Genomic DNA, 18,166 nt, shown 5'->3' with positions numbered 1-18,166 from the left:
CTCCTCAGCGTGCGAACGGCAGGGCGGGGCGGGAGCCGCCGGAGAGGTCCAGGTCGAGGATCGAGGCCAGCAGCGGCTCCGGCTCCTCGGCGGGGGCGCTGCCGGGCGGGTCGAGCCAGAGGCGGCGGCGGGCGAACCGGGGCGGTGGCAGCGGCCGGCGGGCATCCGGGTGGCCGTATCGCTGCTTGAGGTCGAAGCCGCTGGCGATCAGGTGGGCGTTGGTGCCGCCGAGCCCGAACGAGCTCAGCGCCGCGACCCGCGCGGCGGGCAGCTCCGGCCACTGGCGCAGGGCGGTGTTCGGCGTGAAGGGCGAGCGGGCGAAGTCGAACCGGGGGTTCGGCGTCTCGCAGAACAGCGTGGCCGGGATCTGGCCGTGCCGCACCGACAGGATCACCTTGGCCAGCCCGGCGATGCCGGCCGCGCTGAGCAGATGCCCGATGTTGGACTTGACGCTGCCGATCGGGCATCCGCCGGCCCGCGCCGGGCCGGCGCCGTAGACGTCGGTGAGGGCCCGCAGCTCGATCGGGTCGCCGATGAGCGTGGCGGTGCCGTGCGCCTCCACCATGCCGATCTCGTCCGGGGAACGGCCGGACAGGTCGAGGGCCCGGCGGACCACACGCGCCTGCGCCGCCGGGTTGGGCGTCGTCATCCCCATGGTGCGACCGTCGTTGTTGACCGCGACGGCCTCGATGACGGCGTGGATGCGGTCGCCGTCGGCGATCGCCCGCTCCAGCGGCTTGAGCAGCACCACGCCGCAGCCCTCGCCCGGCACGAACCCGTCGGCCCGCTCGTCGAAGGCGTAGCACCGGCCCGTCGGGGACAGCGCCCGCGCCGCGCTCAGGTCGAGATAGGGCTGCTCGTCCAGGAGCACCTCGACACCGCCGGCCAGCGCCATCGCTGACTCGCCGGCCAGCAGGCTGCGGATGGCGAGTTGCACGCTGACCAGCGACGAGGAGCACGCGCTGTCGATCACCAGGTTGGGGCCGCGCAGGTCGAAGTGGTGGGCCACGTGGGCGGCGATGAAGTTCTGGTCCGAGCGCAGGACGCCCGGCCGCACGCCGACCCGCCGGCCGTACTCGGACATCCGCGCGCCCACGAAGACGCCGACCTCCCGGCCGCCGATCTCCTCGTCGGAGTAGCCGGCGTCGCGCAGGCAGGTGGCCGTGCCCTCGAGGAACATCCGGATGGCCGGATCGAGGCAGGTGGCCTCCTCGTCACCGAGCCCGAAGTACGCCGGATCGAAGTCCTCGAGGCCGGTCACGAAGCCGCCCCACTTGCTGATGCTGTGACCGAGCCCGGGTTGCGGGCGGTAGAACCGGCGATGGTCCCAGCGGGAGGCCGGCACCTCGTCCACGGCACAGCGGGAGGCGATCAGGGTGTCCCAGAACGTGTCGGTATCGGGCGCGCCGGGGAAGCGGCAGGCCATGCCGATGACCGCGACCCGGCCGTCCGGCGGCGCGGGCGGAGAGGCGGCGGGGCTCGCGGGCCGGGCCGGCGCCTCGGGCTGCGGCGGCGCCGGGGTCTCGTTCACGCCGAGGTGGGCGCTGAGCCGGGCCAGGGTGGGGTGGTCGAGCAGGGCGGCCGGTTCCAGGGAGCGGCCCAGCCGCGCCTCGATGGCCAGCAGCAGCTCGCCCAGCATGATGGACTCCACGCCGAGGTCGCTGAAGTCGGCTGTGTCGTCCAGATCGGCGGCGGGCAGCCGCAGCGCGTCCGCGAAGAGCTCCCGAAGCCATGCGGGCGGCTCCGCAGCGGGCGAAGCGGCGGGCGTTGCGGGAGGCGAGGCGGCAGGCGAGGCGAGAGACCGGTCGAGGGATGGCGGCGCCGAAACCACCGGAGGCGCGCTGGTCTCAGCCGGTGAGCTGGTGAGAGTGAGCAGGGCGTCCAGGTCGACCGTGGCGCCGTTCAGCGGTGGCGCCGGCAGCACCACGCCGCCGGCCGGCCGGGCCAGGACCCGCTCCAGGACCCGCAGCCCGGCCTCGTCGTCCAAGGTGTCCAGGCCGACCCGCAGGCACGGGTTGGGCCGGTCGCGGCCGCCGCCGCTCTCGCGCCACTGCGGCCAGTTCACCGACCGCACGCCGTCGGCGGCGCGCTGGGCCGCGGTCAGGTCCAGGAAGGCGTTGGCCGCCGCGTAGTCGGTCACTCCCCCGGCCACCGACGGCACCGCGGCACACACCGAGGAGAAGAGCAGCGTGAACGCCGGACGATCGCCCGCGGTCAGCTCGAGCAGCGCCTCCAGGCCGTCCACCTTGGGTTCCAGCACGTCCCGTACGACCGCGGGGTCCTGATAGGCGAACCCGGTGGGCTCGGGCGCCGAGCGCCCGGCGCAGTGCACGATCCCGCCGATTGCGCCGAGCTCATCCCGGACCCGGTCGAGGAACGCGCCCAGGGCCGCCCGGTCGGTCAGCGCGCCGGCGTACGGCAGGACCCGCACACCGCGGCACTCCAGGTCGGTCACCGCCTGGTCGAGCGCGGGCCCGCCCCGGTACCCGAGCACCGCGAGCCGGCGCGCGCCCCGATCGGCCAGCAGCTTCGTGACCAGGGCGCCGAGCCCTCGGGTGGCGCCGGTGACGACGTACGCCGCCGCCGGATCCACCCGCAGCGGCTCGTACGGCGCGTCGAGCGGCCGCAGCACCGGCCGGAACCGTTGCCCGCCCCGATGGCACACCTCCGGCTCCGGCGCCGCCCACTCGGCCAAGATGTGCCCGGCCAGCCGGTGCGGATCCCCGGCCGAAACGTCCGTGTCGAGCACCCCGGCCCGCAGCGACCGGTACTCGGCGCCGAGGACGCGCAGGAACCCCGCGACGCGGGCCCCGGCCAGCCGGCCCGGCTCCGTCCCACCGGGCTCGACGCCGGCCCGCAGCCCGTCGGTGACCTGCAACGCCCGCAGGCCGCCCGGCGCCCGGGCCGTCACCACCGTGCGCAGCATGGCCAGCCGCGCGCTCCACAGTCCGCGTTCCGCGTCCGGCCGGTACAGGTCGGCCAGGTCGAGCCAGCCGTCGATGGCCGGGTTGTCCCGGAGCAACGTCTCGGCGAGCGCGGCCGCGTCCTTTTCGGTCACGAATCCGGCGATCCCGTCCTGAAGTTCCCCGCCCTCGCGCACCAGGACGACGGGCCCCTGCGCGGCGAGCGCCCGGGCGACCGCCTCGCTGTGCGCCGAGAAGACGCAGATCGCCGGCCCCATCGTGGCCGGCTCACCGATCGTTCCGGCCGCCTGCCAGGCCCGCGAGTAGAGCGGGACCTCCGGGTCCAGCGGAATCTCTGGGTCCTCACCGGGAAGCCAGCAGCGCATCCGGGCGAACGGGTACGACGGCAACGCGATGACGCGCCCGCCGCCCGGCAGCGCCGCCCAGTCGACGCGCCCTCCGGCCGCCCAGTGCCGGGCCAGCTCGACCGGCCCGGCCCCGTCCGGCGGATCGTTCTCCGCGTGCCCGGCGCTGGGCGCCCGATCGCGCACCACCGTGTCACCGGCCCGGCCGGCCAGATACGCGGCCAGCCGCTCGCCCAGCTCGTCGATGTCGTTCACCACCAGGGCGAGGCGCTCCCGCAGGTGCTCGCGACCCACCTGCAGGGTGTACGCCACGTCGGCCAGGGCGGGTCGCGCCGTGCGCAGGTGGGCGACGAGCCGGGCCACCACCTCGTGCAGGCGTTCCTCGTCGTACGCGGTGAGGACGATCAGGCGCGGCCCGGGCACGGCGGCCGGCGCCGCGGCGACTGCCGGCGCCTCCTCGACCACGACGTGAGCGATGGTGCCGCCCGCGCCGAACGAGCTGATCGCGGCCCGCCGGGGCGTGGCGCCGGAGGGCCAGGGCGCCGCTTCGCGCTGCACCCGGAACGGCACCGAGGCCCAGTCCACGTTGGGGTTGAGCCGCTCGGCGTGCAGGGTCGGCGCGTACCGGCCGTTGCGCATCTGAAGGATCACCTTGGTCAGGCCGGCGATACCGGCGGCGGCCTCCACGTGCCCGATGACCGACTTGACCGAGCCGATCGGCACCGTGCCGGGCGCGAGACGGGCCTCGCCGAAGGCCCGGAGCAGTCCGTTGATCTCGACCGGGTCGCCCAGGGCGGTGCCGGCCCCGTGCGCCTCGATGTAGCCGATCGTGGCCGGATCGACCTCCGCGTCTCGCAGCGCCCGCCGCACCATGTCGCCCTGGGCCTCCGGGTTGGGCACCAGATAGCCGTTGGTGCGCCCGGCGTGCACGACGGCGCTGCCCCGGACGATCGCGTGGACGCGGTCGCCGTCGGCCAGCGCCCGCGCCAGCGGTTTGAGCAGCACGACGCCGGCGCCCTCGGCCGAGACGAAGCCGTCGCCGCCCTCACCGAAGCTGCGACATCGGTGGTCGGAGGCGACCAGCCGCATCCGCCGCTGTTGCACGAACTTGTTGGGGTGCAGCGACAGGTTCACCCCGCCGGCGATGGCCACCTCGGACTCGCCGGCGCGCAGCGCCCGGACGGCGAGGTGCAGGGCGGTGAGCGAGGACGAGCACATGGTGTCGACGGACAGCGACGGCCCGTGCAGGTCGAGGAAGAAGGAGACCCGGTTGGCGATGCCGCCGAGTGTGGCCCCGGAGTCGACGCGGTGGCCGGGCCGGGAGCTCTCCACGCCGAAGTACGGGTATTCGTTGTGCATGGCGCCCGCGTAGACGGCCACCCGCGAGCCGTGCCGGTCGCGCAGCCGGGCCCGGGTGTAACCGGCGTCCTCCATCGCTTCCCAGACCACCTCCAGGAAGAGCCGTTCCTGCGGGTCCATCAGGTCGGCGTCGCGCGGCGTGATGCCGAACAGCAGCGGGTCGAAGCGATCGACCTCGTCGAGGAAGCCGCCCCACATGTCGTCCGCGGGCCAGCCCGGCCGGGTGCGGGCGGCCGGGATGCGGGACACGCAGTCGCGCCCGGCGACCAGGTTGGCCCAGAACTCGTCGAGGCCGGCCGCCCGCGGGTAGCGCCCGGCCAGCCCGATCACCGCCACGGCGCCGTCGTCCGGCCCGGCGGAAGGAGCGGGCGCGGGCGCGGCGATAGGAGCGGGCGAAAGAACCTCCGCCGGGTTCGCGTCGGCCGCCGGGAAGGACCATCGCCCGGCCAGCACGGCGGCCACTCCCGCGAGGTCGCTGTGCGCGAAGAACAGCGTCCGATCTGTCTCGCCCAGATCCTGTTCGAGCCGGGCGTTGAGCCGGGTGACGAGGAACGAGCTCAGCCCCAGATCGGTCAACGGCGTGTGCGGGGTGAGCTGCGCGACCGGGATTCCGGAGACCTCGGCGTACAGGCCGACGAGGTACCGCTCGGCGACCGAGGATGCCGAGGGTGCCGAAGGGCGCGGGGCGGGCGGCTCGGCGTCCGACCACGGGTACGTCGGCAGCGACACCCGCCGGGCCGGCTCCGTGCGGTACTGCCGCCAGTCCACGTCCTGCCCGCCCAGCCAGGCCGTCACCGCGCCCTCGGCGCTCGCCGGGTCCGGGCCGGCCACCGGCTCCTCCGCGACCCCGGTGCGCACCGCCGGGTGCGGCCGCCCGGCGAGGAACGCGTCGAGTCCCTCGACCACCACGGCCGTCTCCGCGGCGGACACCGCGAGACGGTGGGCCATCGGCGTACGCCCGGTCTGCAGGGTGTGCGCCACGTCCGCGAGCGAGGCCGGAGCGGCCGGGCCCGACAGGTGGTCGCGCAGCCGGCCGGCGTACGTGTGCAGGCGCGCCCGGCTGGCGGCGGACAACAGAACATGTTCGATGCTGGTCACGGCACTCCACCCCGTTTCAGCGGCTCTCGCCAGAAGGCTAGGGACGTCCGCGCCGCTTGCCTGCTCAGGAATGAGCACGGCCGAGCAGGCGGCCCGCGCCGGCCAGAAGATGCTCGGCGATCGCGTCCGGGGTCCGCGCCGCCCAGTGCTCCAGCCTGGTGCCGCGCACCGACCGGTTGAACGCGGCCACCTCGGCGTCGAAGGGCACGAGGTAGTTCATCCGCCCGCCGGGATCGCCGGTCACGGCGAGTCGCGCGGCCCGGGCGAAGTACCAGCGGAACACCGCGGCCATCCGCCGGCGCGGGTCGTCCCCGCCGTCCGCGGCCGGCGCCACCTCGGCCCACACCGCGTCCAGCGACCGTCCCAGCAGGTCGCGTTCGAACCGGCGCCGCACGTCCGGGCCGAGCCGGTCCAGTCCGGGGTGGTCGCGGTAGGCCCGGTAGAGCGCCTCGGCCCGGGCCGGGAACAGGGTTCCGGTGGCCAGCACGGTCGCCCGCCCGCCGACCTCGAAGAGCTCCTCGGCGGGCGCGTCCCGGGCGTCGTCGGCGCCGGCCCGGGTCAGCATGTCCTTGACCACGTCCGAGGTGCGGGCCTGCGGGCAGCATTGGTTGACCGGCCCGGTGACGACGAAGTCGGCGCCCATCAGGAACGCGGCCGCGACCGCGCGCGGATCGCCCATGCCGCCGGTCACCCCGACGCGCACGGGCTCGGCGCCGCCGTGCCGGGCGGCGGCCTCGTCCCGCATCGCCAGCAGCTCCGTCAGCAGGGTGATCGGCCCGCACAGGTCGGTGGCCACGGGCGCTCCCACCGGGTCGCCGGCCGGGCCGGGCGCCGGTGGGCGGAGGAAGTCGGCGGCCTGCCGGGCGCGGGACACCCGAACCATCAGGTGCCGGTCCGGCCCGGCGAACCGCCACCGCACCAGCGGGCCGGTCACTCCGGCGTACGCGTCGGCCTCCGCGTGCCGTACGCCGTGCCGCAGCGCCAGCTCGACCAGGCCGGCCTGGCCCGGACCGGCGGGGAGGGTGATTCCCCACCGTCCGTCCAGGCCGGACAGCTCGGACAGGTCGGCCTCGACCTCGTCGAGCCGGCGCCCGCCGGCGCCGAGGAACGCGAGACAGCCGGCGCCGGTCATCCGGCGTACCAGCTCGGGCCCGGTCACCCCGTAGCCGAGCCCACCGGCCACGTAGGCCTGCCGCACCCCGTAGGCCTGCCGGAACGACGAGCTACCCAGCGCGATCGAACCGGGGGCGGGCGTGGCCGGGGCCGGGGCGGCGGGATCGGGCGGGGGCAGGTCGGCGCGGGCGCGCTTCCACATCTTCGTCAGCACCTCGCCGGGCCCGATCTCCTCCACCGCGTCCACCCCGTCGCGGGCCAGCCGGCACAGCGTGTCCCACCACCGCACCGGGCTCACCAGATGCCGGCTCAGCAGGTCGGGAAGCTCCTCGACACGGTGCGGCCGCGCGGTCACGTTCGCGATCACCGGCAGCGCCGGCTCGGCGAACGCGACCTCGCGCAACAGCGCGGCGAACTCCGCGGCCGGCCCGGCCAGAGAGCGGGAGTGCGCGGCCACGCTGACGTTGAGCGGCACGCACCGCCCTCCGGCGCCGGCCGCGGCGAGCGCCGCGACGACCGCCCGGGTGGACTCCTTGGGGCCGGCCAGCACCAGCTGACCGGGCACGTTGTCGTTGGCCAGGTCGATGTCGTCGAGGCCGGCCTCGGCCAGGACGGCGAGGAGCCGGTCGCGGGGCACACCGAGCACGGCCAGCATGCCGCCGCCGGTGACCGCGCCCATCAACTCGCCGCGCCGGCGCACCAGCCGCAGCCCGGTGGCGAAGTCGACGCAGCCGGCCGCGTACAGCGCGCTCCACTCGCCCAGGCTGTGCCCGGCCAGCACGTCCGGCGCGGGGCCGCCGCGCTCCCGGCGCTGCCGATAGGCCAGGGCGTTCACCACGAACAGGGCCGGCTGGGCGAACTCGGTGCGGTGCAGCCGGCCGTCCTCGCCCCGGCACAGCTCGCGCACGGAGTAGCCGAGGATCTCGTCGGCGGCGCCGGTCAGATCGGGGTACGCGGCGAACAGGTCGCCGCCCATCCCGGGCGTCTGCGAGCCCTGGCCAGGGAAGAGGAACGCGCGGCTCATCGGGCTACCGGTCCCACGGCAGGCGGCCGGACTCGGCGAACGCGGTGAGGCGCTCGTGCACGGCCGGCGTGGCCATGAGCCGGCCCAGCTCGCCGACGGCCAGCTCGCGCGTCTCGGCGGTGACCGGCCACAGGGCGCCGGCGTACCGCTTGAGGGCGGCCACGGTGGCGGTGTCCAGCTTGCCCGCGCGGTAGGCGAGCCGGCGCACCGGGCCGGTCAGGTCGGCCGCGACCTCGTCGGCCAGACCGGACCGCGCGGCGTCGGCGGCCGGGACCGGGCGCGTGGTCAGCGTCATGGCGTACGCCCGCTGGAAGCCGATCCGGCGCACGAGGAACGGCAGCACGCAGCACGGCAGCAACCCCCACAGCGCCTCGGGCAGCGCGAAGGTGCTGCGTTCGCTGGCGAGGACGAGGTCGCACGCCGCGACCAGGCCGACCCCGCCGCCGGCCACCTGCCCGTCGACGTGCGCGGCCACCATCAGCGGCACGCCGGTGAAGCGCCGCATCAGGTCGAAGAACGCCCGGCCGGCCGCTTCCGGCGCCTCGCCCGAGGCGGCCGCGGCGAGGTTCATGCCGGTGCTGAACACCCCGTCGCCCGAGGTGATCAGCAGCATCCGGCAGTCCGGGTCGGCCTCCGCCCGGTCGAGCGCCTCGTGCAGGCGGGCCACCATGGCCTCGTCGACGCTGTTCGCGCCGTCGCCGCGGTCGATGCTGACCGTCCGCAGCGTGGCCGTCCGCTCGGTCAGGCCCACCGGTACTCCCTGTGGTAGTCGCGAATCCGGTCGAGCACCAGCAGGCCGCGACCGGCGACGTGCGAGTCGAAGACCGGTCCGTAGCCGGCCGCGTCGAAGACCGCCTCCCGCACACCGAACGCGCGCTGGTCGCTGCCGGCGGTGAGCTTGTCGTACTCGCCGACGGTCAGCCGCCGGCGGTCGTCGAGCTGGGCGCCGATGTCCAGTCCGGGGCGGGCGCCGGCCGGGACGACCCCGCTGAAGAACTCCGAGGCGCAGCCCGATCCGTACGAGAAGAGGCCGATCCGCCGCGTGCGGTCGCTCGGGGCCTGTTCGAGCAGCGAGCAGAGCGCGAGATAGATCGCGGCCGAGAAGAGGTTGCCGACCCGCGCCGCGTAGTGCAGGGAGGCGGCCATGCGCGCGGCGAAGTCCCGCTCGATGCCGGCCGCGTCCAGCCGGCGCAGCTTGCGCAGCAGCGTCCGGTGCGCGCCCTTGACCATGCCGGCGAACGGCGTGTGGAACACCAGATGGTCGAAGGTGCCGACGACGTCCGTGCCCGGCACCCGGTCGCAGTAGGCCGCGAAGCAGTTCTCCAGGCAGCTCAGGTAGGCCAGCAGCGACAGGTCCGAGTCGACCACGTCGGTCTCGACGGCGGGCCGGGCGGTGTCCATCACCTCGTACGTGTGCCAGCCGCTCGCGCCCGGGTCCAGCGCCAGCACCCGCGCGTCGCGGCCGACCAGCATGGCCACCGCTCCGGCGCCCTCCGACGGCTCCCAATAGGTGCCCCGGGCACCGTTGCTGGGCGCGTCGGCCGCCACCACCAGGGCCCGGGCCGACGGTGACGGGCTGGTCTCGACCAGCGCCGCCGCCGTCTGCAGGGCCGCGGTGCCGCCGTAGCAGGCGTGTTTCACCTCGAACGAGCGGCACCGGCTGGGCAGACCGAGGTGATGGTGCACGTATGTGCTGATCGGCTTGCCGAAGTCGAGCCCGCTCTCGGTGCCGACGACGAGCAGCTCGATGCCGGCCAGCTCGGCCGGCGAGAGGCCGGCCACCAGGGGGCGGGCCGCGTTCACCGCGTTGGTGACCGGGTCCTCGCACGGCAGGTTCACCGACTTCTGCGTCATCATCAGGTTGTCGAACCGGGACATGCTCAGCCCCCGGTCCGTGAACAGGTCGCGGACGTCGACGAAGGCCCGCCCCACGTAGGCGTTGATGGCCTCGATGCCGGTGCTCACCGGTGCCGTCTCAGGCGCGGGCGGGCGTTGACGGCCGCTGCGGCAGGAGCAGGGTGTCGTGGATGGTGGCCGGCACGAACAGCCGTTCCCATGTGCCGCCGCCCTTCGACTCGTGCACCCGCGGCTTGCGGTAGATCCGCTCGTCGGTGGCCGGGCTGCGGTCGAGTTCGGCCAGCGCGCCGTAGGCGTCGAGGTCGCGCAGGTGGATCAGCGAGTAGATCCGGTCCTGCTGACCGAAGGTCTCCTCGTAGAGCAGGACCGTGACGTCGCCGGCGAGCTCGCGGTTGACGTGCTCCTGCCAGTCGAAGGCGAAGAGCCGGCCCTCCTTGCGGAACTCGTACTTCACGGTCGCCGTACGGACCACGATGGCACCGGCGTTCGACGAGTTGAGCTGGTCGCCGAACGGCTGCGCGGTCTGGTGCCGCGCCGAGGTGACGAAGTTCGCCGCCTCCTGCGGATCGTCCGGCTCGTCGTGATGGTGCTGCAAACCGTGCTGGGGGCAGAGGATCCGCTCGTACATGCTGCTCTCGAGAAAGATCTTCTCCCAGTTGCCGTGCCCCTTCTCGGGAAGCCGGTCGACGACCGAGATGCCCTGGAACTCCTCGTCGTGGTCGACCATCTCGAGCAGCTTCTGGTACTCGTTCGGCGAGCGCATGTGGATCAGCCAGTGCAGCCGGTCCTTGACGCCGAAGACCTCCTCGTAGCAGAACGTCGTGGCCACGCCCTGCTGCTTGTCGTTGATGTAGCCCAGCAGGTCGACGCTGAACCCGCGGCCCTCCCGGGCGAATTCGTAGTTCAGCTGCCCCACCCGGTAGATGACCATCCCGCTGTTGCCGGAATGCAGGAGCTTCTCCGGCGCCAGCGAAGTCTGGTCCTGGGCGCGGGGCGTGGCGGCCGCGGTCGTCGCTGTCATCGGACGGTCCCTTCCAGTCGGGCGATCTCGCGATTCGTTTGTACGGGCGGTAGGGCCCCGCTGTCTGCGCAGGTTTGAGCGGTGGCCGCCCCGAGCCGGCGCAGGTCGGCGCGGATCGCGGCGAGCACCTCGGGCGGCGCGCCCTTGAGATAGAAGTGGTCGCCGCGGAACACCCGCAGGGTGAACGCGCCGCGGGTGGTCTCCCGCCAGGCGGCGATCTCGTCGAGGTTCACCTCGGGGTCGGCGTCACCGGTCAGCGCCGACACCGGACAGTCCAGCGGCGGGCCGGGCAGCGGCGCGTAGACCTCGTTGAGCTCGAAGTCGGCCCGCAACGACGGCAGGAACAGCTTGATGACGTCGCCCTGCGCCAGCACCTCGGGTGGGGTGCCGTTGAGCAGGCCGACCGCGCGCAGGAACTCGTCCTCCGGCAGGCGGTGCAGGGCCGGGCGCCGGGTGGGCGTCCGCGGGGCGCGCCGGCCGGAGACGAACAGGCAGAGCGGCGCGGCGCCGGCCCCGGTGAGGCGACGGGCGACCTCGTACGCGAGCACGGCGCCCATGCTGTGGCCGAGGATCGCGTACGGCCGGTCGAGGTGGCCGCCGAGACCGTCGACGAGCGGGCCGAGGAGATCCTCGACCCGCCGGTACGGTTCCTCCCGCACCCGGGTCTCGCGTCCCGGCAGCACCACCGGGCAGACCGCCACCTCCGGGGCGAGCACCGGCCGCCACGGCTGGAAGAATCCGGCGCCGCCGCCCGCGTGGGCGAAGCAGAGCAGGCGCACCGGCGCGTCCGCGGCGCTCGGCGGGACGCTGAGCCAGGCCGTCACCGCCCGCCTCCGGGCGCGCGCAGCACGACATGCCCATACGACCCGGTCGCGCCGAGCGCGTTCACCAGCGCGCGGGGCGGCCCGCCGGAGTCGCGCCGGGGCCACGGCGTCGGCCGCTCCGGCACGGTCAGCACGGCCGGATCCCAGTCGGCCAGCGGGCCGCGCCGCCGGGCGAGCCGGGTCGGCGCGATCTCGCCGTGCTCGAACTGCAGGAGAACCTTGGTCAGCTGGGACAGTCCCGAGGCGGCCTCCAGGTGGCCGAGGTTGGGCTTGATCGTGCCGATCGGCAGCGGCCGGTCCCGGCCGGCGGCGACCTGGCCGAGGGCCTCCAGTTCGGCCGCGTCGGCCAGGGCGGCCCCGGCCGCGGCCGTCTCCACGTAGTCCAGGTCGGCCGCGGTGAGCCCGGCCGACCGCAGCGCCTGGGCCAGCGAGCCGGCGAGCTCGGCCGCGTCCGGGGCGCCGAAGCGGCTGGTCCGCCCGGCGTGCCCGGTCCAGGTGGCCTCGACGATGCCGCGCACCGGGTCGCCGTCGGCGGCGGCCGGCCCGGCGGGTCGCAGCAGCAGCGCCCCGCACCCCTCGCCCGGCAGCCAGCCGGTCGTGTCCGCGTCGTACGCCTCGCCGGTCGCGCCGTCGGCGGCGACCAGATCGAGCCCGCGCAGCAGGGCCAGGTGGAAGGGGTGGGTGATCAGGTTGACGCCGGCGACGACCGCGGCCACGCACTCGCCGCGGGCGAGGCTCTGCGCCGCCAGGTGCAGCGCGGTCAGCGACGAGGAGCAGGAGGTGTTCACCGCGATGCTGGGGCCGCGGAAGCCGAACGCGTGCGACACCCGGTTGGGCAGGTCGGCGGCGATACCGGAGGTCGTGGCCGGTTCACCGGCCCGCCACCGTTCCGCGGCGGCCACCTGATGGTCGGGCCACATGCCGGCCACGAAGACACCGACCCGGCCCTGTGCGGCCAGGCCGGCCGGGGTGTGCCCGGCGTCCTCGAGACATCGCCACACCGTCTCGAGCACGAGGCGGGCCTGCGGATCCAGGGTGGCGGCCTCCAGCGGGGAGACGCGGAACCGCAGGCTGTCGAACGTGTCGATGTCGGACAGGAAACCGCCGGTGATGCGGGACAGCGATCCGGTGAGCCCGAGCGCGCCGGCGCGATCGCCGGGCATCGGCCCGGCCGCCGACCGCCCGGCCAGCAGGCCGGCCCAGAGCTGGGCGAGGTCGTCGGCGCCGGGGTAGCGGCCGGCCAGCCCGACGACGGCCAGGTCGAGGGCGGCGGGCGCGGCCGGGGCCGGCTGGGCGGGGGCCGGCGTGGCGCGTACGGCCGCGATCGGGCGGCCACCGAAGAACGCCTGGAGGAACCGGTGGTCGTCGTCGAGCCGCAGCGCCGGGCGCAGCCGGTCCTCGGCGATCGCGCCGATCGGGCACAGGCCGAGGCCGGCCGAGGCCTGCTCGCCCATCAGCAGCTGTCCGATGTAGCCGGCCTCCAGCGTCAGGAAACGGTCGCTGTCGGCGCCGTAGAGCGGCTCGATGCCGCGGCGCTGTCCGACCAGGTGCAGCTCGAAGGCCGCGGCGTCGAACAGCGGCCGGTTGTAGAAGAAGTGCGCCGACCGGCTCAGCTCGGCCCCGTCGCCGATCCGCCGCAGGGTGTGCTCGGGCGGGTCGTAGTAATAGACCCCCGGTTCCAGCCCGGTCACCGAGCGGGCGTGCACATAGACCTGCACGGCGTAGGTGTCGCCGGCCGACGGATAGCGGTATCGGAGCCGATCGCCGTCGGGGATCGGGCGGAGCAGGCCGAGCAGCGTGGCCAGCTCGGCGAGCTCCACCGCCTCGCCGGTGAACTGCCGATGGCTGGTCCGCTCCCGGTAGAGCTCGGCGGCGGCCGGCTCGCCCGGCAGCGCGAGCGAGTTCTCGGCCGGCGCCGGTGCCCGCCGGCCCGGTTCGCGCTCCTTGAACCGATCCCGGTCGGCCTGGTCGAAGAAGTCCACCCCGGGCCCGGGCGACGCCGCAGGCTCGGGCTGAGCGGCCGGCGGCGGAGCGGCCAGGCTGCGGGCCAGGCCGGTGATCGTGGGTTCGGCCAGCAGCGCCGAGACCGGCACCCGCCGGCCGTGGCGCGACTGCAGCGCCGCCGACACCTGCACCATCGTGAACGACGTGACGCCCTGATCCCACAGGTCGGCGTCCGGGTCGATCGCCCCCGCACCCACCAGCTCGGCGAAGATCGCCACCAGGTCGTCGCGCAGGCCGTCGGCACTCGCCTCGCCGGGCCCCGGCTCGGCCGGCAGCGGCCAGGGCAGGGCGGCGCGGTCGAGCTTGCCGTTCGCGGTGGCCGGGAAGGTGTCCACGAACGCCACGAAATTCGGCACCATGTAGTCCGGCAGCGCCGCGGCGGCGTGCTTGCGCAACTCCGGCACGCCGGGCGCGGGCCGGGCCGCCGGCACGACGTAGGCGACGAGTTTGCGGTCCCCGGTGTGGTCGGGCCGGGCGGTCACCACGACGTCGGCGACGCCGGGGTGCGCGCGCAGCCGGTGCTCGATCTCGCCCAGCTCGACCCGGAAGCCACGGATCTTCACCTGGTTGTCGAGCCGGCCCAGGAAGATGATGGTCCCGTCCGGGAGACGCTCGGCTCGGTCGCCCGTGCGGTACATCCGCTCGTCGTCAGCGGCGCCGAACAACCCGGCGAACGGATCCGGCGGGAACCGTTCCGCGGTGAGGTCGGGCCGGTTGGCGTAGCCCTGACTCAGGCACGCGCCCGCGATGTAGAGGTCGCCCGCCTCCCCCGGCGGGCAGGGCTCACCCCGCTCGTCGAGCACGTAGTAGCGACTGTTGTCGATGGGATGCCCGTACGGAATGCTCCGCCAGCCGGGGTCGACCTCCTCGACCTCGAAGTAGTTGCTCCACACCGTCGCCTCGGTGGCCCCGCCCAGGCTGACCAGCCGGGCCCGCGGAAAGGCGGCGCGCACCCGGTCCGGCAGACTCAGCGGGGTGTAGTCGCCGCTGAGGAAGACCAGCCGCAGCGCGTCGGCGCCGGCCGTGCCGGGGGCCGGGAACAGCGGCGCCAACTGGTCGAGCGAGGTCGGCGCGGAGTTCCAGAAGGTGACCCCCTCCCGCAGCATCGCGTCCACCAGCAGCTGCGGGTCGCGCTGCTCGGTCTCGTCGGCGACGTAGACGGCCGCGCCGTCGCCGAGCAACCCGAGCAGGTCGAACACGGAGAGGTCGAAACCCAGCGAGGTGACGCACAGGCCCAGGTCGCCCGGGCCGAACCCGTACCGGCGCCGGCACCAGGCGAACAGGTTGTGCAACGGCCGGTGAGTGACCACCACCCCCTTGGGCCGCCCGGTGCTGCCGGAGGTGTAGATGACGTACGCCATGTCGTCCGGCCCGGCCAGCGGCGGCGGATCGCCGTCGTCGGACACCGGGTCGGTGTCCGGCAGCGTGCGCACCGTCAACCCGGGCGGCGGGCTCCACGCTGGACCGTCGCCCGAGATGAGGAGCGCGACCGCCGCGGCGTCGCCGAGCATCGCGCCGACCCGTTCGGCCGGCAGGTAGGGCTCGACCGGCAGGTAGGCGCCCCCGGCCTTGAGGATGCCGTAGACGGCGACCGCGAGATCCGGCCCCCGGGGCACGCTGACCGCCACCACCGCGCCCGGCCGCACGCCGTCGTGCCGGAGCTGCCGGGCGACGGCGTTGGCACGCCGGTTGAGTTCCCCGTACGTCATCGTGCCGTGCCGCCAGCGCACCGCGACCGCGTCCGGGTCCCGCCGGGCCTGCTCCTCGAAGCGCCGGTGCACCGGCCCGTCGGCGGTGAACGGCCGGGCCGTGTCGTTCCACCGGATCAGCTGCCGGCGCGGGTCCGGCTCGTCCGGCGGCGCGTCGGCCGCCGCCAGCTCGCGGAGCTGCCGCAGATAGGCCTCGAACACCCGATCGACCACGCCCGGGGCGAAGTCGGCGGCCGTGGCGTCCCAGAAGCACTTCAGCTCGCCGTCGCCGTCGTCCATCGCGATGCAGTCCAGCGACACGTCCGGGGTGCAGGTCAGCCACGGGCCGGCGGTCACACCGGCCGGCAGCGGCTGCTCGGCCAGGTCGAGGAGCCCGGTGTGCACGACCGGGAAGGCGAACGTGCCGTCACCGCGCCGGCGCAGCACCAGCCGCCGCAGCGCGGCCAGCCCGCTCACCGCGTCCGCGGCCGCGTCCGCGTCGAGCTGCTTCTGATAGTGCGCGGCGCGTTCCCACGGCGACCGCTCGGGCGCGTGGGCGATCCAGCTCAGCGCGGTGCGCTCGGCCGGCCGGAACCGCCGGGTCGGCTCGGTCCAGCGCACCAGGGACACCGCGAACGGCGCGTCGAAGACCTCGCCGAGCGCGCCGGTGAGCGCGGCCAGCAGCAGCGCGTCCGGCCCGATCCCGGCCGCCGCGCCGCGCTCGCGCAACCCGCGCCAGCCGGGCACGGCGCCGGCGTGCCGGACCCGGCGGGGGTCGCCGCCCGCCGCGCCCGGCATCGGCAGCGGCGGACCGGGCGGCAGGGCGGCGGCCACCTCGCGCCAGTGCTCGGCCGCCGTCCCGGGCTCGGGACGCTCGGCCGCGTACTGCGCGAAGGACGCCGCGGGCAGCGGTCGCGCGGCGGGGTCGGCGTAGAGGCGGAACAGCTCGCGCAGCAGGAAGTGCACGCTGCGGCCGTCGCAGACGGTGAGGTCGATGGTGAGGTGGACGACGGCGGAGCCGCCCTCGCCGCGGGTGACCCGCAGGTCGAACTGCGGCCAGCGGCCCAGCGGGAACGCCCGGGACACCAGCGGCTCGACCCGGACCGCGCCCGGATCGTCGAGGACGGGCACACGCCAGCTCGCCGGGGCGGTCGCCCGCACCACCAGGCGGCCGTCGGGGGTGACCGACGACCGCAGGGCCTCGTACGCGTGGATCATGGCCGTCCAGGCCGCCGCCAGCCGCCGTACGTCCAGATCGTCGACCGTGAACGAGTGGTAGACCTGGCAGCCGTCCCACTCGTGGCGCCCCTGGACCCGGGCCACGAAGTACGCCTGCTGCAGCTCGTTGAGCGGCCACGTGGTCTCGGCCGCGGGATCGTCGACCGCCGCCGCGGCCAGCAGGTTGACGAAGGTGGCGAACAGGACGTCGCCGCCGCCGGCCGGCAGCAGCGCGTCGGTGATGTCCCAGCGCAGCGCCAGCTCGCCACCGCGCTCCTCGACCTGGCAGTCCACCGCCACCCCGGAGGTCTGACTGGTCGCGAACGTGACGGCGTCGGCGAAGCCGCCGCCGGGCGCCGTGCGGGTGGCGTCGAGCAGGCTCGTGAACACCACCGGCAGGGCCGGGCCGGGGCCGCGCCGGGCGGCCTGGACCGCCTCGATGCCGGAGACGCCGGCGTGGTCGAGGTCCTCCCACAGTCGCCGGTGCACCGCGCGGGCGGCGTCGTCGAGGCCGGTCGCGGCGAGGTCGCCGACGATCAGGACGCTGGTCGAGGTGAACGGCGCGATCACGCCCTCGGCCGCGGCCGGCAGGCGGCTGCGGCGGTTCGTGGTGAGCACCAGCGAGTACGGCTCGTCGGCCCCCTGCCGGTCCAGCGCCTCGGCGAACACGGCCAGGACCAGGGCGGTCGGCGAGACACCGAGACGGCCGGCGCGCTCCCGCAGCGCGGACCACTCACCGGCGCTCAGGCGCGCGCCCAGCGAACGCCGGGGCCGGCACCGGCCGGCCGGGACCGCGGCGGCCGGGTCCGGATCGCCGAGGCGGGGTGCGGCGGGCAGGCCGGCCAGGCGGTCGGCCCAGTAGCGCCGGTCCCGCTCGTACGCGGGGCCGGCGCTCTGCTCGTGCAGCCAGACCAGGCAGTCCCGTGCGGTCAGGCCGGGGTCCGGCAGCGGCGTTCCCGGCTCGGTGTACGCCCGCCACCAGTGCTCGAGCAACAGGTCGAGCCCGTGCCCGTCGGTCAGCAGCGCGTCGAGGCACAGGTGGACTGTGGACCGCTCGGGTCCCCGGGTGACCTCGATGGCGTAGAGCGGCCACTCGCCGGCCGTGAACCCGCGATGCGACAGCCGCTCGCGGGCCGACCGGACGTCCCGCTCGTAGTCGCCGGTCTCGTGCACAGGTGTGGTCCACTCCGGCAGCTCGGGCCGGATCCGCTGGCTGTTCCCCTCGACGCCGGCGCGCAGCATCGCGTGCCGGCGGAGCACCGCCCGCCAGGCCTCGCGCAGCCGGTCGACGTCGAGCCCGGCCACCTCGAACTCCCGGTACAGATGGCAGCCGACCGGGTCGTCGCTCAGCTCGGGGTGCTTGCCGGCCAGGTAGGCCCGTTGCAGCGGGGTCAGCGGAAAAGGCTGCTCGGCCGCGGCCGGGTCGGCGGCCGGCCCGCCACCCCCGGCGCCGCGGTTCCGGCCCACCCGGCCGGCCAGGTCGGCGACGCCGCCGCAGTCGGCGAGCTCCACCATGGTCAGCTCGACGCCGTAGGCGAGCTGGATCTCGAGGATGAACCGGGCCGCCGACAGCGAGTCCAGGCCCAGGTCACGCAGGGGTGTCCGGTCGTCGCCGACGTCCCGGCGCAGGATGGTTCCGAGCGTGTCGCGAAGCTCGCGGACGAGCTCGCCGTTCAGGTCCTCGTCCACGGT

7 protein-coding genes are annotated in these 18,166 nt (G+C 75.2%); all 7 read right to left on the bottom strand.

Annotated elements, in window-relative coordinates:
• Positions 1-4 precede the first annotated feature (4 nt).
• The 7 genes from CRP55_RS07605 to CRP55_RS07575 all read right to left on the bottom strand — a co-directional run bounded on the left by CRP55_RS07605 (position 5) and on the right by CRP55_RS07575 (position 18,163).
• Complete coding sequence (locus CRP55_RS07605) at positions 5-5,725, bottom strand: SDR family NAD(P)-dependent oxidoreductase (protein WP_097318956.1); 5,721 nt, start codon at positions 5,723-5,725, stop codon at positions 5-7.
• Between the two features lie 64 nt (positions 5,726-5,789).
• Positions 5,790-7,862: an ACP S-malonyltransferase gene (gene fabD / locus CRP55_RS07600; protein ID WP_097318955.1), complete on the bottom strand. Its 2,073-nt coding sequence runs from the start codon at positions 7,860-7,862 to the stop codon at positions 5,790-5,792.
• A 4-nt stretch (positions 7,863-7,866) separates the two neighbouring features.
• Positions 7,867-8,613 (bottom strand): enoyl-CoA hydratase-related protein, encoded by a 747-nt coding sequence (locus tag CRP55_RS07595; RefSeq protein WP_097318954.1) that lies wholly within the window; start codon positions 8,611-8,613, stop codon positions 7,867-7,869.
• A complete protein-coding gene (locus CRP55_RS07590; protein WP_097318953.1) occupies positions 8,604-9,827 on the bottom strand; it encodes a hydroxymethylglutaryl-CoA synthase family protein in 1,224 nt (407 codons plus the stop codon). Before CRP55_RS07590 ends, CRP55_RS07595 begins: the two co-directional genes overlap by 10 nt.
• Before the next feature lie 10 nt (positions 9,828-9,837).
• Positions 9,838-10,740, bottom strand: coding sequence for a DUF6039 family protein (locus CRP55_RS07585; RefSeq protein WP_097318952.1), 903 nt, complete (start codon positions 10,738-10,740; stop codon positions 9,838-9,840).
• On the bottom strand, positions 10,737-11,564 hold the full coding sequence (locus tag CRP55_RS07580; protein ID WP_097318951.1) for a thioesterase II family protein: 828 nt from the start codon (positions 11,562-11,564) through the stop codon (positions 10,737-10,739). The genes CRP55_RS07585 and CRP55_RS07580 overlap by 4 nt, the downstream gene beginning before the upstream one ends.
• On the bottom strand, positions 11,561-18,163 hold the full coding sequence (locus CRP55_RS07575; protein WP_097318950.1) for a non-ribosomal peptide synthetase: 6,603 nt from the start codon (positions 18,161-18,163) through the stop codon (positions 11,561-11,563). The genes CRP55_RS07580 and CRP55_RS07575 overlap by 4 nt, the downstream gene beginning before the upstream one ends.
• Positions 18,164-18,166 lie beyond the last annotated feature (3 nt).

This window comes from Paractinoplanes atraurantiacus (assembly GCF_900215205.1).
In the GTDB taxonomy this organism is placed as follows: domain Bacteria; phylum Actinomycetota; class Actinomycetes; order Mycobacteriales; family Micromonosporaceae; genus Actinoplanes; species Actinoplanes atraurantiacus.
This window is presented reverse-complemented; position numbering and strand designations above follow the sequence as displayed.

What these genes read in the sequence shown, in the direction of transcription:
- CRP55_RS07585 (WP_097318952.1), bottom strand. Translation starts at nt 10,740, where the DNA reads ATGACAGCGACGACCGCGGCCGCCACGCCCCGCGCCCAGGACCAGACT.
- fabD (WP_097318955.1), bottom strand. Translation starts at nt 7,862, where the DNA reads ATGAGCCGCGCGTTCCTCTTCCCTGGCCAGGGCTCGCAGACGCCCGGG.